Source organism: Burkholderia sp. JKS000303 (assembly GCF_002563755.1).
GTDB classification, from domain to species: domain Bacteria; phylum Pseudomonadota; class Gammaproteobacteria; order Burkholderiales; family Burkholderiaceae; genus Burkholderia; species Burkholderia anthina_B.
Genome location: NZ_PDBZ01000001.1, coordinates 693879 through 707727, shown reverse-complemented (window position 1 = coordinate 707727; position 13849 = coordinate 693879). Strand labels below are relative to the sequence as shown.

Genomic DNA, 13849 nt, shown 5'->3' with positions numbered 1-13849 from the left:
GCACGAAGGAAGGGGCGGACGTGCCGCCCCGATACGACGGCGTGCTGCGCTCGACGGTGCAGCGGCACGCAGCCGCCGTGCGTGCGTCAGTGCCGGTGCGACGTCCGCGGTACCGGATCGGCCTTCGCGGCCGGCGGCGTGTCCGCATCGTCGTTGCTGCGGGCCCAGAAGAACCGGTCGGGCAGGTAGGCCCCCATGCCGGGCCGGAACGCGTCGCGCACGGCCTGATACAGATACTCCTGCGCTTCGCGCACCGCTTCGGGCGGCTCCTGGCCGTTCGCGAGCAGCGCGGCGATCGCCGCGCCCAGCGTGTCGGTGATGCCCATCAGCCGGTGCGGCGAGCGATCCCACATGTCTTCGCGCAGCTGGCCCTCCTCGCCGTACAGCGTGTTGACGAGCCGGTGCGAGCCAGGTTCCGACGACAGGATGTACTCGCAGCCCTGCGCGAGCAGGTGCGATACGGCCGCGTCGAGGTTCGGCGCCTCGGCATCGCCGTCCGGCTGAGCGAGTGCGATCAGCGTCGCGTAGTCGGCCACGAGCAGCGTCGTCTGCGGGGCGAGCAGGTCGGCGATCGATTCGCGCAGGTCGTCTGCAGCGAGCACGTGCTCGTCGTCGAGCGTGAAATCCGGCGCGAGCACGAGCGGCACGCCGTCGTAATCGGCGACCACTTCCGCGATCGCGCTCACGACTTCCGCGCGCGTCGCCGCGCCGATCTTGAACGCGGCGACCGGCATGTCTTCAAGCAGCATGCGCGCCTGGGCGGCGACGACATCGGGATCGAGGCCGGTCACTTCGTCGCAGGCGGCCGAGTCGCGCACGGTATAGCCCGTCAGGACGGACACGCCGTGGCAGCCCATGCTCGCCAGGGTCATCAGATCGGCTTGGAGGCCGGAGCCGCCGGTGGGATCGGACAGGCCGAAGGTGAGGACGATCGGAGGGGCGTTGCTGGACATGTAAAAATGGGGCAAGAAAAAAACGGAGAAGCGACGGAGGTGCGGACGGCGAGGCGAAATGGGCCATTTTGGGCCCTGTGTTGCCCGGCAGGCCGCACTTTGCAGCCATTATGCGGCGGAATCCGGCCCGCACGACGGATTTTTTAGCGCAGCGCAACGTAGTCGCCGTACTCCAGCGCGATTGCTAGGCAGTCCGGCCCCGACACGGTACCATCATGGCTCCCGAATTTACCGACTTTCCCGACGCGGCTTAAGATGGAATACAAGAGCTGGATGTGCCTGATTTGTGGCTGGATTTATGACGAAGAAGCGGGGCTGCCCGAAGAGGGCATCGCCCCGGGCACGCGCTGGGAAGACGTCCCGATCAACTGGACGTGTCCCGAGTGCGGCGCTCGCAAGGAAGACTTCGAGATGGTCCAGATCTGACCGGACCCCGGCCCCACGGACATACCGCTCCGGCCTCGCGGTTGCCCGGCGCTCGCGCGCCGCGGCCGGCGCGAGCGACTTGACGATGACAGGCGCGCGAGTCCATGACGGCCGATCCGGCGAACGTTCCCTTTCCTGAGGCACTGCCCAACCCGCGCGGCGGGGCGGTGCGCGCGGCCGACGCGTCGCTCGCTGCGGCCGCCGACGCATTTGCGCGTCGCGACGACGCGACAGCGCCGCTTGCGGCGGCCGCAGCGGTGCTCGCGGAGGCCGGCTGGCTGCCGGCCGCCCGTTTCGCGGGCCAGTTGTCGGCCGCCGCGCCGCTGGTTGCCAACGGGCCGGCGTCTGCTGCCTGGCGCGTCGCGCTCGACGATTTCCGCGCGGCCGTCGCGCGTCACAATCTGCGCGAGCTGGCCTGCTCGCCGGTGCTCTTCGAACATTTTCGTGCGTTGCGTGCGCAAAGCGCGGCGGATCTGCACGCGAGTGCGCCGCTCGACGCGCTCGCGCTCGTCGGGCGCGCGGTGCCGCCGGCGACGCTGCGCGCGTTGCCCGACACCTTCGCGAGTCGCGCCCGCGCCCGCTACGAACAGGCGCTGCTCGCCGTGCTGCGCACGCCGCAAGGCACGCCGGACGCAGCGCTCGATGAGCTCGATGCGACCCTGACCGCGCTGGCCGACGGCGTGCCGTACGACTTCTGGCGGCTTGCCGCCGCGTGCCTGCGCGCGCTGCGCGCCAGCGGCGCTCCCGAACTGAAACGTTTTCTCGCGCGGACCAACCTGCTGCTCGGCGAGCACGCGCAGGGCCGGCGCAGTGCGCCGCCCGGGCTCGTGCGCGAGACGCTCGCACTGCTGTGGCGCGATTTCGCGTTGTTCGGCGCGGCCGCCGAGGACGTCGCGCTCGTCGACGTGCTGCACGACTACGGGCTGACGGTGGACTGGCACGTCGCCGGCACGCCGGCCTCCGAGGCGCTGTGGGAAGCCGATGCCGCCCGCGCCGAGCATGACGCGGTCGCGGCGGCGCCGACCCGCACGCTCGGGGTCGTGACCGTCAACGCACATGCCTATGAGGATTTCCTGCAGACGGCCGACGCGTCGATGGCCGATCTCACCGCCGCGCCGGCCGGGGCCGACGCGGGCGCCGCATGGCGCGCATCGGCCGCCGCCTATCGGGTCGGGACGGCCGCGTGTGCGCTCGGGCTCGGCCACGCGGCGCTGCTGGCCGACACGCTCGGGCTTGCGTGGCGCCGCGCCGCACACGGCGTGCCGCTCGCCGACGGCGGGCTCGACGCGCACGCCCGCGCGTCCGACATGCTGCGCGCCGCGCTGCTGAAGATCGCGGCGGGCGTCGCGCCGCCGGACCTGACCGCGGCGTCCGGCGCGCTCGGCGCGGCGCTCGACCGGGCCTGACCCGCAACGGGGCGCCTGCACGGCGGCAGCCCTTGTCGCGCGGGCCGGCAACACGCTGCCGACAGCGCCCGCGCGCGTGTTAGAGTGCCGTGTGATCCGCGCGCGTCGTTGCCAGCGTCGCGCGGCGTTGCTTGTTGATCGCGGCCCGGTCAGGTCGCGGCGTCTTTGCTAAAATTCAAACCATGTCAAAGCCTTCCGATCGCATCAATCTCACCAACCAGTTCCTGATCGCCATGCCGAACATGGCGGATCCGACGTTTTCGGGAACGGTGGTCTATCTTTGCGATCACAGCGAGCGCGGTGCGCTCGGCCTCGTCATCAATCGTCCCACCGATATCGACCTCGAATCGCTGTTCAACCGCATCGACCTGAAGCTCGACATCGAGCCGCTGCTGCACATTCCCGTGTACTTCGGCGGCCCGGTCCAGACCGAGCGCGGCTTCGTGCTGCACGAGCCGGTCGAGGGCGCGAACTACAACTCGTCGATGTCGGTCGAGGGCGGGCTGGAGATGACGACGTCGAAGGACGTGCTCGAGGCGGTCGCGACGGGCACCGGCCCGAAACGCTTCCTGCTGACGCTCGGCCATGCAGGCTGGGGCGCAGGGCAGCTCGAGGAAGAGATTTCCCGCAACGGCTGGCTGACGGTCGCCGCCGATCCCCGCATCGTGTTCGACACGCCGGCCGAGGAGCGCTTCGAAGCCGCGCTCGGCCTGCTCGGCGTCAGCTCGTCGATGCTGTCCGGCGAAGCAGGGCACGCATGAGTGGCGCGAGCGCGCGCGATGCGACGCTCATGGCGTTCGACTACGGCGAGAAACGGATCGGCGTCGCGATCGGCAATGCGCTGACGCGCTCGGCCCGGGCGCTCGTCGTGATTCCCAACCTGAATCGTGAACACCGCTTCAAGGCGGTCGGCGAACTGCTGGCCGAATGGCGGCCGGACGCGCTCGTCGTCGGGCTGCCGATGCATCCGGACGGCACGCCGCACGAGATGACGCAGCAGGCCAAGCGCTTCGGCAACCAGCTGAACGGCCGCTTCGGGCTGCCCGTCACGTGGGTCGACGAACGCTATTCGTCGGTCGAGGCCGAGGCCGGGCTGCGCGAGCGCAACGTGCGCGGCCGCGCACGGGCCGAGATCCTCGATGCGGAAGCCGCGCGCGTCATCCTTCAACAGTATCTCGATCAATTGTCCGACCATGAGCACCATTGATGCCGACGCGCTCTATCGCGTCCTGCTCGACCAGATCCGCGGCGCATACGGCACGGCTTTCGCCGAACCGGGCGGCCCGCGCCTCGCCGGCATTTACAGCGGCGGCGCATGGCTCGCCGAGCGCCTCGCGCGCGATCTCGGCGCGCCGGCGTTCGGCGTCGTGAACGTCGCGCTGCATCGCGACGACTACGCGAAGAAGGGGCTGCACAGCCAGGCGAGCCCGACGGCGCTGCCGTTCGAGGTCGACGGCGCGCGCATCGTGCTGGTCGACGACGTGCTGTACACCGGCCGTACCGTGCGCGCCGCGCTCAACGAACTGTTCGACTACGGCCGTCCGGCCGCGGTCGAGCTGGCGGTGCTCGCCGATCGCGGCGGCCGCGAGCTGCCGGTTGCCGCGCGCTTCGCGGGCGGCACGCTCGACGTGCCGGCCGATGCGACGCTCGTGCTCGCGCGCGACGAAGCCGCGCAGCTCACGCTACGCATCGAGGCGCACGGCGCCTGAGCGAACCGCGCAACCGTATCCCGGGCCGCCGGTTCATGCCGCGGCCCGTTTGCATAGTTGGAATCACGCACACCATGACCACCGACACCACTGGCCGCACCGGCAATCCCGCGACGGCCGCCAGCCCCGAGCGGTTCCGCTACGGTTTCCTGAAGGGCAACCCGCAGCTCACGAAAAACGGCGAGCTGAAACACCTGCTGTCGATCGAGGGGCTGCCGCGCTCGATCGTCAACCATATTCTCGATACGGCCGAGCAGTTCGTCAGCGTGACGGACCGCGAGGTGAAGAAGGTGCCGCTGCTGCGCGGCAAGTCGGTGTTCAACCTGTTCTTCGAGAACTCGACGCGCACGCGCACGACCTTCGAGATCGCCGCGACGCGCCTGTCGGCCGACGTGCTGAACCTGAACATCAATGCATCGTCGACGAGCAAGGGCGAGTCGCTGCTCGACACGATCAACAACCTGTCGGCGATGCATGCCGACCTGTTCGTCGTGCGTCACGCGTCGAGCGGCGCACCGTACCTGATCGCCGAGCACTGCGCGCCGCACGTGCACGTGATCAACGCCGGCGACGGCCGCCATGCGCACCCGACGCAGGGCCTGCTCGACATGTACACGATTCGCCACTACAAGCGCGATTTCACGAAGCTGCGCGTGGCGATCGTCGGCGACATCCTGCATTCGCGCGTTGCGCGCTCCGACATCCACGCGCTCACCACGCTCGGCGTGCCGGAAGTGCGCGCGATCGGCCCGCGCACGCTGCTGCCGGGCGGTCTCGAGCAGATGGGCGTGAAGGTGTTCCACAACCTCGACGAAGGGCTGAAGGGCGTCGACGTGATCATCATGCTGCGCCTGCAGAACGAGCGGATGAGCGGCGCGCTGCTGCCGTCCGCGCAGGAGTATTTCAAGACCTGGGGCCTGACGCCCGAGCGCCTCGCGCTCGCCGCGCCCGACGCGATCGTGATGCACCCGGGCCCGATGAACCGCGGCGTCGAGATCGACTCGCAAGTCGCCGACGGCCCGCAATCGGTGATCCTCAACCAGGTCACGTTCGGCATCGCCGTGCGGATGGCGGTGATGGGCATCGTCGCCGGCAACAGCGACTGAGCCCGCTCTCGCGCATCCTTGTTCAGGCATTCAACGCAATCAACGCATTCACAGACAGCGCATGAAGATTCATATCCAAGGCGGCACGCTGATCGACCCGGTCGCCGGCACCGAACGGCAGGCCGACGTATTCGTCGCGGACGGCAAGATCGCCGCGCTCGGCGCTGCGCCGGCCGGTTTCAACGCGGACAAGACGATCGACGCATCGGGGCTGATTGTCGCCCCCGGCCTCGTCGACCTGTGCGCGCGGCTGCGCGAGCCGGGCTACGAGCACAAGGCGACGCTCGCGTCCGAGATGGCCGCGGCCGTCGCGGGCGGCGTCACGACCCTTGTGTGCCCGCCGGACACCGACCCCGTGCTCGACGAGCCGGGCCTCGTCGAGATGCTCAAGTTCCGCGCGCGCAACCTGCGCCAGGCGAACGTGCATCCGCTCGGCGCGCTCACCGTCGGCCTCAAGGGTGACGTGATCACCGAGATGGTCGCGCTGACCGAATCGGGCTGCGTCGGCTTCACGCAGGCGAACGTGCCGGTGCGCGACACGCAGGTGCTGCTGCGCGCACTGCAGTACGCGAGCACCTACGGCTACACGACCTGGCTGCGCCCGCTCGATGCGTTCATCGGTCGCGGCGGCGTTGCCGCGAGCGGCCCGCTCGCGTCGCGGCTCGGGCTGTCCGGCGTGCCGGTCGCCGCCGAGACGATCGCGTTGCACACCATCTTCGAACTGATGCGCGTGACGGGCGCGCGCGTGCACCTCGCACGCCTGTCGTCGGCGGCCGGTCTCGCGCTCGTGCGCGACGCGAAGGCCGAGGGGCTGCCCGTGACGTGCGACGTCGGCGTGAATCACCTGCATCTGATCGACGTCGATATCGGCTACTTCGATTCGCAGTTCCGGCTCGACCCGCCGCTGCGCAGCGAGCGCGATCGCGAAGCGATCCGCGCGGCGCTCGCCGACGGCACGATCGACGCGATCTGCTCCGATCACACGCCGGTCGACGACGACGAGAAGCTGCTGCCGTTCGCCGAAGCGACGCCTGGCGCAACGGGCCTCGAACTGCTGCTGTCGCTCACCGTGAAGTGGGCCGACGAAACCGGCACGCCGCTCGCGCAGGCGCTGCGCCGCATCACGGCCGCGCCGGCCGACGTGCTGCAACTGCCGGCCGGCCGTGTCGCCGAAGGCGGCGCGGCCGACCTGTGCGTGTTCGACCCGCGCGCGCACTGGCGCGTGGAGCCGCGCGCGCTGAAGAGCCAGGGCCACAACTCGCCGTTCCTCGGCTACGAACTGCCCGGCTGCGTGCGGGCGACGCTCGTGGCGGGGCAGGTCGCGTTCGAGCGTCACTGAACCACGCCGGATCTTCGTCATGACCGCTCTTCGCAAGCTGCGTCTCGTTTTTCACCTGCTGCGCGGCATGGCGACCGTCGCGCTGTGCTTTTCGCGCGTGACGCCCGCGCGGCGCGCCGAGATGACGCGTCGCTGGTCGATCAAGATGTTGCGGATCTGCGGGATGCGCCTCGTCGTCCACAACGACGGCGCGCGGCTCGACGCGAGCGCGCTCGTGGTCGGCAATCACGTGTCGTGGCTCGACATCTACGCGATCAATGCGTGGCGGCCGACGCCGTTCGTGTCGAAGGCGGAGGTGCGGCAGTGGCCGGTCGTCGGCTGGCTCGCCGAGAAGCTCGATACCGTGTTCCTGCAGCGTGAAAAGCGCTCCGAAGCGATGCGGATCATGCACGAGATGGCCGAGCGTTTGCGCCACGGCGGCTTGATGTGCGTGTTCCCGGAAGGCACGACGTCGGACGGTCAGGCGCTGCTGCCGTTCCATGCGAACCTGTTCCAGTCAGCGGTGTCGGCCGGCTGCGCCGTGCAGCCGATCTGCCTGATGTACGAGGACGCGCAGCAGCGGCAGTCGGTCGCGCCGGCCTACACGGGCGACCTGTCGCTCGGGACGTCGCTCGGCATGGTGTTGCGCGGCGGCCCGCTGATCGCGCATCTGTACGTGTGCGATCCGATCCCGCCGGGCGGCGATCGTCGCACCACGTCCGCCGCTGCGCGCGAGGCGATCGCCGCCGCGCTCGAAACGTTGCAGGCGAAGGTCGGCAAGCCGTCGCCCGAGTCCCTCGCGGCGCTGGACGCGCACGCCTATCCGGCGACCGAAGTCGGCGCCGGTGCGTCGCACGAGGCGGCGCCCGACGAGCCGGTGCCGGGGCGCGAGGGCTGAAGCATCGTGGCGCCCGCGCGAGCTGCGCGGGTTACTCGCCGCCCGGCGAGCGGCACGCGCCGCACTGTACCTGCGTGACCGTACGCTGCGCCGGGTCGGCCGTCAGTCGCACCGCCGACAACTGATTCCCCCATACGCATCCCGAATCCAGCGCGACGACGTTGTCGCGCAGCATCAGGCCGAGTGCGGCCCAGTGGCCGAACACGACCGTCACGTCCTGCGTGCGGCGACCCGGCACGTCGAACCACGGCAGGTAGCCGGGCGGCGCACTGTCGGGGCCGCCATTCGCCTTGAACTCCATCGCACCGTCCGACGTGCAGAATCGCACGCGCGTGAACGCATTGAAGGCGACGCGCATCCGGTCGCGCTTCTTCAGATCCGGGCTCCATTGATTCGGCTCGTTGCCGTACAGCTGCTGCAGCGTGTCGCGCCAGTCGGGCGCGCGCAGCGCGCGCTGCAGTTCGTCCGCGAGTTCGAGCGCGAGCGTGGCGTCCCATTGCGGCAGCACGCCTGCATGAACCATCAGCATGTCGTGCTCGAAGTGCGCGAACGGACGATGACGAATCCAGTCGAGCAGCGCGTCGGCATCGGGGGCGTCGAGGATCTCGCCGATGGTGTCGCCCGGGCGTTCGGTCCGGATGCCTGCGGACACCGCGAGCAGATGCAGGTCGTGATTGCCGAGCACGACGGTCGCGCGCGGGCCCAGTTCGACCAGCGCGCGCAGTGCGGCGAGCGAGTCCGGTCCGCGATTGACGACGTCGCCCGCGATCCAGAAAGGCGTATCGGCCGGAGCTGAAAGCTGTTCGAACAGAGAGTGGAAAGCAGAATGACAGCCTTGAATGTCGCCAATGGCGATTGGAGTGCGGGTCATGAGCGGAAAGTTGTTACAAAACCTATTGCCAAGTGAGGAGCGGGCATGGCGGCAGCGCGGCCGCGGGTGCCATTGGCTGTCAGTTTAACCTATTGATTTGACAAGTAGTTTTGGGGGCTTCGCGGGTCCGGAGCACTGTTTCAAGTTGTTAGCGGCATGGCTTTTGCAAAATGCCGGTTCCTATAATTGCTGCTTCCCTCACAAAATTAGCATTTCATGACTTTGACAGTCTCGACGAACAGTTAGAATTCCCGCCTTAAGTGACGCGCAAGCTGGCGTCGTCGCTTTCCGAATCTGTGGCGGCACGTGCTCGAGGCCTGCCGTGTATGACTTAAGGGAGCCTCATGATCCTGGTGACGGGCGGCGCGGGTTTTATCGGTGCCAACTTCGTACTCGACTGGCTGCGTCAATCCGACGAAGCCGTGCTCAATGTCGACAAGTTGACCTATGCGGGCAACCTCCGCACGCTGCAGTCGCTCGACGGGAGTCCGAAGCATGTGTTCGCGCGTGTCGACATTTGCGATGGCGCCGCGCTGCGCGCGCTGTTCGACGAACACAAGCCCCGTGCCGTCGTGCATTTCGCCGCCGAGAGTCATGTCGATCGCTCGATCCACGGCCCGGCCGATTTCGTGCAGACCAACGTCGTCGGCACGTTCACGCTGCTCGAAGCCGCCCGCGCGTACTGGAACGACCTCGATACCGCGGGCAAGGGGGCGTTCCGCTTCCTGCACGTGTCCACCGACGAAGTGTTCGGTTCGCTGTCGTCGACCGATCCGCAATTCTCCGAAACGACGCCGTACGCGCCCAACAGCCCGTACTCGGCGACCAAGGCCGGTTCCGATCATCTCGTGCGTGCCTACCATCACACGTACGGGCTGCCGACGCTGACCACGAACTGTTCGAACAACTACGGTCCGTACCAGTTCCCCGAGAAGCTGATCCCGCTGATGATCGCGAATGCGCTCGCGGGCAAGCCGCTGCCGGTCTATGGCGACGGCCAGAACGTGCGCGACTGGCTGTATGTCGGCGACCATTGCAGCGCGATTCGCGAAGTGCTCGCGCGCGGCGAACCCGGTGAAACGTACAACGTCGGCGGCTGGAACGAGAAGAAGAACCTCGAGGTCGTGCACACGCTGTGCGACCTGCTCGACCAGGCGCGCCCGAAGGCGGCCGGTTCGTATCGCGACCAGATTACCTATGTGACGGATCGTCCCGGTCACGATCGCCGTTATGCGATCGACGCGCGCAAGCTCGAGCGCGAACTCGGCTGGAAACCCGCCGAAACGTTCGAGACCGGCCTCGCGAAGACGGTCGACTGGTATCTCGGCAACCAGGCCTGGGTCGACGAAGTCTTGTCCGGCGACTACCGGAAGTGGGTCGAGACGAACTATGCGCAACGCGCTTGAGGACTGACGTCATGGCACGTAAAGGCATCGTTCTCGCGGGCGGTTCCGGCACCCGGCTGTATCCGATCACGCACGCCGTGTCGAAGCAGCTGCTGCCGGTGTACGACAAGCCGATGATTTATTACCCGCTGTCGACGCTGATGGTCGCGGGCATCCGCGACGTGCTGATCATCTCGACGCCGGACGACACGCCGCGCTTCGAGTCGATGCTCGGCGACGGCAGCCAGTGGGGGATGAACATCCAGTACGCGGTGCAACCGTCGCCGGATGGTCTTGCGCAGGCGTTCACGATCGGCCGCGATTTCGTCGGCAACGATCCGTCGGCGTTGATCCTCGGCGACAACATCTTCTACGGGCACGATCTCGCGAAGCAGCTCGAACGTGCGTATGCGCAGGAAAGCGGCGCGACCGTGTTCGCGTATCACGTGCACGATCCCGAGCGCTATGGCGTCGTCGAGTTCGACCAGGCATTCCGCGCGCTGTCGATCGAAGAGAAGCCGGCGAAACCGCGTTCGCACTACGCGGTCACCGGTCTCTACTTCTACGACAACCGCGTGTGCGACATCGCGGCCGACATCAAGCCGTCGCCGCGCGGCGAGCTTGAAATCACCGACGTCAATTCGCGCTATCTCGCGGACGGCGCGCTGAACGTCGAGATCATGGGTCGCGGTTACGCGTGGCTCGACACCGGCACGCACGATTCGCTGATCGAGGCGGCGAGCTTCATCGCGACGCTGCAGAAGCGGCAAGGGCTCATGGTCGCGTGTCCCGAGGAGATTGCATACCGCCGGCGCTGGATCGACGCGGAGCAGGTGCTGAGGCTTGCGCAACCGCTGTCGAAGAACGCTTACGGGCAGTATCTCCGGAACCTTCTCACGAACCAGGTCGCATGGCTATCCAGGTAACGGCAACGGCGCTTCCTGAAGTCAGGATCATCGAACCGAAGGTGTTCGGCGACGCGCGCGGCTACTTCTACGAGAGCTTCAACGGGCGGGAATTCGCCGAGCAGGTCGCGCCCGGTGTCGAATTCGTTCAGGACAACCATTCGCGTTCGGCGAAGGGTGTGCTGCGCGGGCTGCATTACCAGATCGAACATGCGCAGGGCAAACTCGTGCGCGTGGTCGAAGGCGAGGTGTTCGACGTCGCAGTCGACATCCGGCGCAGTTCGCCGAATTTCGGCAAGTGGGCCGGCGTGACGCTGTCGGCCGACAACCACCGCCAGCTGTGGGTGCCGCCGGGCTTCGCGCACGGCTTCGTGGTGCTGTCGGAGGCCGCGCAGTTTCTGTACAAGACGACTGACTACTGGTTCCCGGAACACGAGCGCAGCCTGCTGTGGAACGATGCCGCGATCGGCATCGACTGGCCGCTCGACGGCGAGCCGCTGCTCGCGGCGAAGGATGCGGCAGGCAAGCAACTGAATGAGGCTGAAGTCTATGCGTGACGGCAGCCATCGTCAGCCGACGATCCTCGTGACCGGGGTGAACGGCCAGGTCGGATTCGAGCTGCTGCGTACGCTGCAGGGGCTCGGCCGCGTGGTGCCGTGCGACAGGTCGATGCTCGACCTGTCCGATCTCGATCGCGTGCGGGCCGTAGTGCGCGAGCTGAAGCCGTCGCTGATCGTGAACCCGGCCGCGTATACCGCGGTGGACAAGGCCGAGACCGACGTCGACGCCGCGCGGCGGCTGAATGCCGACGTGCCGCGGGTGTTCGCGGAAGAACTGGCGCGCATCGGCGGCACGCTGATTCATTACTCGACCGATTACGTGTTCGACGGCACGCAAGCGAGCCCGTACACGGAAAGCGACGCGACGCATCCGGTGAACGCGTACGGCGCGACGAAGCTGGAAGGCGAGCAGGCGATCGCGGCCGCCGGCTGCGCGCATCTGATTCTGCGCACGAGCTGGGTGTACGGCCGGCGCGGCAGGAATTTCCTGCAGACGATGCTCAAGCTCGGCGCCGAGCGCCCGGCATTGAACGTCGTCGCGGATCAGGTCGGTGCACCGACCTGGGCGAACACCATTGCCGCGGCTACGGCACACATCGTCGCGCAGGGCACGGCGGCGTCCGACGCGCACTGGTGGGCGCATCGCACGGGCATCTATCACCTCACGTCGGCCGGTGCGACTTCGTGGTGCGGCTTTGCCGACGCGATCTTCGCGACCGCGATGGCCGGACACGCGCCGACGGTTGCGCCGATCGCGTCGAGCGACTACCCGACACCGGCGAAGCGACCGGCCAATTCGAGGCTGGCGCTGGACAAGCTGACCGCGACGTTCGGTCTGCGGATGCCGGATTGGCGCGATGCGCTGCAACTGTGTCTGGCCGGGTGATTCAAGGGTTGGGGGTGTACGAGGGGCGCGGGCTGGGCGGTTTTGCCGCGACTCTCATTTTCGATTGGTGACAATGCATACGGATCCGGTTTATTTCCTTCATATTCCCAAAACGGGAGGATCGTCGCTCATTTCTTTCCTCGAGGATCAGTACGACAGGGAGGACGTGTGCCCGGCACAGGTCCTCGAAGAGCTGTTCGCGCTGCCGCGGGAATCCGTCGACCGGTACCGGCTGTTTCGCGGGCATCACTGGCACGGCATCGAGTCGTTCGTCGGACGAAACCTGACCCACATTTCGATGCTGCGGGATCCGGTGCAGCGCACGGTGTCGTGGTATCTGCATGCGCAGCGCCACGACGATACGTACCGTCATCGGCGGATGAACGACGAGAAGTGGTCGTTGCTGGATTTCATTCGGGATCCTGAAACGAACTGGGACATCGTCAATACGCAGACCCTCTTTCTTGCGGCCGATTTCGACTACGAGAAGCTGATGCGCGATCCGGTCGGCTACGGTCGCGCGGCGGTCAAGGAATACGCATCGCGCCGGCACGACCGGACGTTGCTCGACCGCGCGAAACAACGGCTCGAATCGTTCGCGTTCTTCGGCATCACCGAGCGCATGCGCGACTCGATGAACCTGCTCGCCTATTCGATGAACTTCTGTCCGAGGTTCGCGACGCCGCGGCTCAACACGTCGTCGGACCGGCCGGTCATGCACGCGCTGTCGTTCGAGGAAGTCGACGCGATCAACGAACTGACCGCCCTCGACCAGGAACTCTATGCGTGGGGTTGCGCACTGTTCGAGGAGCGCCATGGCGATATGGTTCGCGCGTTGCTGATCGAGCGTTTCGAGCAATCGGACGTGTTGCGCAAGAATTCCTGGCATGCGCCGCTTTCGGCGCAGGCAAAGGCCGGAATCGAGGTGGCGGTGCTCGACGCGCCGTCGACGGTTGCGGCGGGTGCGTCGTTTTCGGCGCGCGTCCGCCTGTCCAACCGGTCGAACTTTCAGCTGGCCAGCCGTGCGCCGACGCCGGTGCACGCGTCGTATCACTGGCTCGACCGCACGCGCTCGCAGGTCGTGGTATTCGACGGCGAACGAACGAGGCTGACGGCCTCCATGATGCCGGGCGAGGCGCAGGACCTGCAGGTGTCGGTCGTGGCGCCGGCCGCGCCCGGTCGCTACGTGCTGCGACTGACCCTGGTTCAGGAAGGCGTCGCCTGGTTCGACGACAGTCAGTCGGGCGCCTTCGGCGATGTCGAGGTGACCGTCCGGTAACGCCCGCGCGGTGGGTGCGATGTTTTCGTCGCAGCCGGCGCAAGCCGGGCCGCCCGATCGCCCGGTACGGGCGCCCGGGCCTTGCGTGGCGGCGGTTCCCGGCGCCCGACCGGTTCCGAAGGCGGCAGTTCGCCGGCTATAATTCCT

Annotated in this window: 15 protein-coding genes; 13 read left to right on the top strand and 2 right to left on the bottom strand. The window is 67.6% G+C overall.

Features of this window, described 5'->3' with window-relative positions:
• Positions 1-86: 86 nt before the first annotated feature.
• On the bottom strand, positions 87-953 hold the full coding sequence (locus BX604_RS03430) for a hydroxymethylpyrimidine/phosphomethylpyrimidine kinase (protein ID WP_098549579.1): 867 nt from the start codon (positions 951-953) through the stop codon (positions 87-89).
• Between the two features lie 255 nt (positions 954-1208).
• Here BX604_RS03430 and BX604_RS03425 point away from each other — a divergent pair, with 255 nt between their 5' ends.
• The 8 genes from BX604_RS03425 to BX604_RS03390 all read left to right on the top strand — a co-directional run bounded on the left by BX604_RS03425 (position 1209) and on the right by BX604_RS03390 (position 7816).
• Complete coding sequence (locus BX604_RS03425) at positions 1209-1379, top strand: rubredoxin (protein WP_004186709.1); 171 nt, start codon at positions 1209-1211, stop codon at positions 1377-1379.
• Positions 1380-1483: 104 nt separating this feature from the next.
• A complete protein-coding gene (locus BX604_RS03420; protein ID WP_098549578.1) occupies positions 1484-2785 on the top strand; it encodes a hypothetical protein in 1302 nt (433 codons plus the stop codon).
• Positions 2786-2967: 182 nt separating this feature from the next.
• Positions 2968-3546: a YqgE/AlgH family protein gene (locus tag BX604_RS03415; protein WP_006751106.1), complete on the top strand. Its 579-nt coding sequence runs from the start codon at positions 2968-2970 to the stop codon at positions 3544-3546.
• A complete protein-coding gene (gene ruvX, locus BX604_RS03410; RefSeq protein WP_098549577.1) occupies positions 3543-3992 on the top strand; it encodes a Holliday junction resolvase RuvX in 450 nt (149 codons plus the stop codon). Before BX604_RS03415 ends, ruvX begins: the two co-directional genes overlap by 4 nt.
• Positions 3979-4494 (top strand): bifunctional pyr operon transcriptional regulator/uracil phosphoribosyltransferase PyrR, encoded by a 516-nt coding sequence (gene pyrR / locus BX604_RS03405; RefSeq protein ID WP_098549576.1) that lies wholly within the window; start codon positions 3979-3981, stop codon positions 4492-4494. The genes ruvX and pyrR overlap by 14 nt, the downstream gene beginning before the upstream one ends.
• Before the next feature lie 74 nt (positions 4495-4568).
• On the top strand, positions 4569-5600 hold the full coding sequence (locus BX604_RS03400) for an aspartate carbamoyltransferase catalytic subunit (protein WP_096503383.1): 1032 nt from the start codon (positions 4569-4571) through the stop codon (positions 5598-5600).
• A 61-nt stretch (positions 5601-5661) separates the two neighbouring features.
• The gene (locus tag BX604_RS03395; protein WP_098549575.1) at positions 5662-6939 is read left to right on the top strand and encodes a dihydroorotase; all 1278 of its coding nucleotides are present in this window, start codon (positions 5662-5664) and stop codon (positions 6937-6939) included.
• A gap of 19 nt (positions 6940-6958) precedes the next feature.
• Positions 6959-7816, top strand: a complete 858-nt coding sequence (locus tag BX604_RS03390) for a lysophospholipid acyltransferase family protein (protein WP_098549574.1) — start codon at positions 6959-6961, stop codon at positions 7814-7816.
• 31 nt (positions 7817-7847) lie between these two features.
• Here BX604_RS03390 and BX604_RS03385 read toward each other — a convergent pair whose 3' ends face one another.
• Entirely contained in the window at positions 7848-8687 is an 840-nt protein-coding gene (locus BX604_RS03385) for a symmetrical bis(5'-nucleosyl)-tetraphosphatase (protein WP_098549573.1), read from the bottom strand.
• Between the two features lie 344 nt (positions 8688-9031).
• Here BX604_RS03385 and rfbB point away from each other — a divergent pair, with 344 nt between their 5' ends.
• The 5 genes from rfbB (at position 9032) to BX604_RS03360 (ending at position 13702) form a co-directional block, all read left to right on the top strand.
• The gene (gene rfbB / locus BX604_RS03380) at positions 9032-10093 is read left to right on the top strand and encodes a dTDP-glucose 4,6-dehydratase (RefSeq protein WP_098549572.1); all 1062 of its coding nucleotides are present in this window, start codon (positions 9032-9034) and stop codon (positions 10091-10093) included.
• Between the two features lie 11 nt (positions 10094-10104).
• Positions 10105-10998, top strand: coding sequence for a glucose-1-phosphate thymidylyltransferase RfbA (gene rfbA / locus BX604_RS03375; protein WP_098549571.1), 894 nt, complete (start codon positions 10105-10107; stop codon positions 10996-10998).
• A complete protein-coding gene (rfbC, locus tag BX604_RS03370) occupies positions 10983-11534 on the top strand; it encodes a dTDP-4-dehydrorhamnose 3,5-epimerase (RefSeq protein ID WP_098549570.1) in 552 nt (183 codons plus the stop codon). Before rfbA ends, rfbC begins: the two co-directional genes overlap by 16 nt.
• On the top strand, positions 11527-12423 hold the full coding sequence (gene rfbD / locus BX604_RS03365) for a dTDP-4-dehydrorhamnose reductase (protein ID WP_098549569.1): 897 nt from the start codon (positions 11527-11529) through the stop codon (positions 12421-12423). Before rfbC ends, rfbD begins: the two co-directional genes overlap by 8 nt.
• Before the next feature lie 73 nt (positions 12424-12496).
• Entirely contained in the window at positions 12497-13702 is a 1206-nt protein-coding gene (locus BX604_RS03360) for a COG1470 family protein (protein WP_179894776.1), read from the top strand.
• Positions 13703-13849: the final 147 nt, after the last annotated feature.

Bases quoted from the DNA above. Each gene is read 5' to 3' on its own strand.
- BX604_RS03420 (WP_098549578.1), top strand. From the start codon at position 1,484: ATGACGGCCGATCCGGCGAACGTTCCCTTTCCTGAGGCACTGCCCAAC.
- ruvX (WP_098549577.1), top strand. From the start codon at position 3,543: ATGAGTGGCGCGAGCGCGCGCGATGCGACGCTCATGGCGTTCGACTAC.
- BX604_RS03425 (WP_004186709.1), top strand. From the start codon at position 1,209: ATGGAATACAAGAGCTGGATGTGCCTGATTTGTGGCTGGATTTATGAC.
- rfbB (WP_098549572.1), top strand. From the start codon at position 9,032: ATGATCCTGGTGACGGGCGGCGCGGGTTTTATCGGTGCCAACTTCGTA.
- BX604_RS03385 (WP_098549573.1), bottom strand. From the start codon at position 8,687: ATGACCCGCACTCCAATCGCCATTGGCGACATTCAAGGCTGTCATTCT.
- BX604_RS03360 (WP_179894776.1), top strand. From the start codon at position 12,497: ATGCATACGGATCCGGTTTATTTCCTTCATATTCCCAAAACGGGAGGA.
- BX604_RS03395 (WP_098549575.1), top strand. From the start codon at position 5,662: ATGAAGATTCATATCCAAGGCGGCACGCTGATCGACCCGGTCGCCGGC.
- pyrR (WP_098549576.1), top strand. From the start codon at position 3,979: ATGAGCACCATTGATGCCGACGCGCTCTATCGCGTCCTGCTCGACCAG.
- BX604_RS03400 (WP_096503383.1), top strand. From the start codon at position 4,569: ATGACCACCGACACCACTGGCCGCACCGGCAATCCCGCGACGGCCGCC.
- rfbC (WP_098549570.1), top strand. From the start codon at position 10,983: ATGGCTATCCAGGTAACGGCAACGGCGCTTCCTGAAGTCAGGATCATC.
- rfbA (WP_098549571.1), top strand. From the start codon at position 10,105: ATGGCACGTAAAGGCATCGTTCTCGCGGGCGGTTCCGGCACCCGGCTG.
- BX604_RS03430 (WP_098549579.1), bottom strand. From the start codon at position 953: ATGTCCAGCAACGCCCCTCCGATCGTCCTCACCTTCGGCCTGTCCGAT.
- rfbD (WP_098549569.1), top strand. From the start codon at position 11,527: ATGCGTGACGGCAGCCATCGTCAGCCGACGATCCTCGTGACCGGGGTG.
- BX604_RS03390 (WP_098549574.1), top strand. From the start codon at position 6,959: ATGACCGCTCTTCGCAAGCTGCGTCTCGTTTTTCACCTGCTGCGCGGC.
- BX604_RS03415 (WP_006751106.1), top strand. From the start codon at position 2,968: ATGTCAAAGCCTTCCGATCGCATCAATCTCACCAACCAGTTCCTGATC.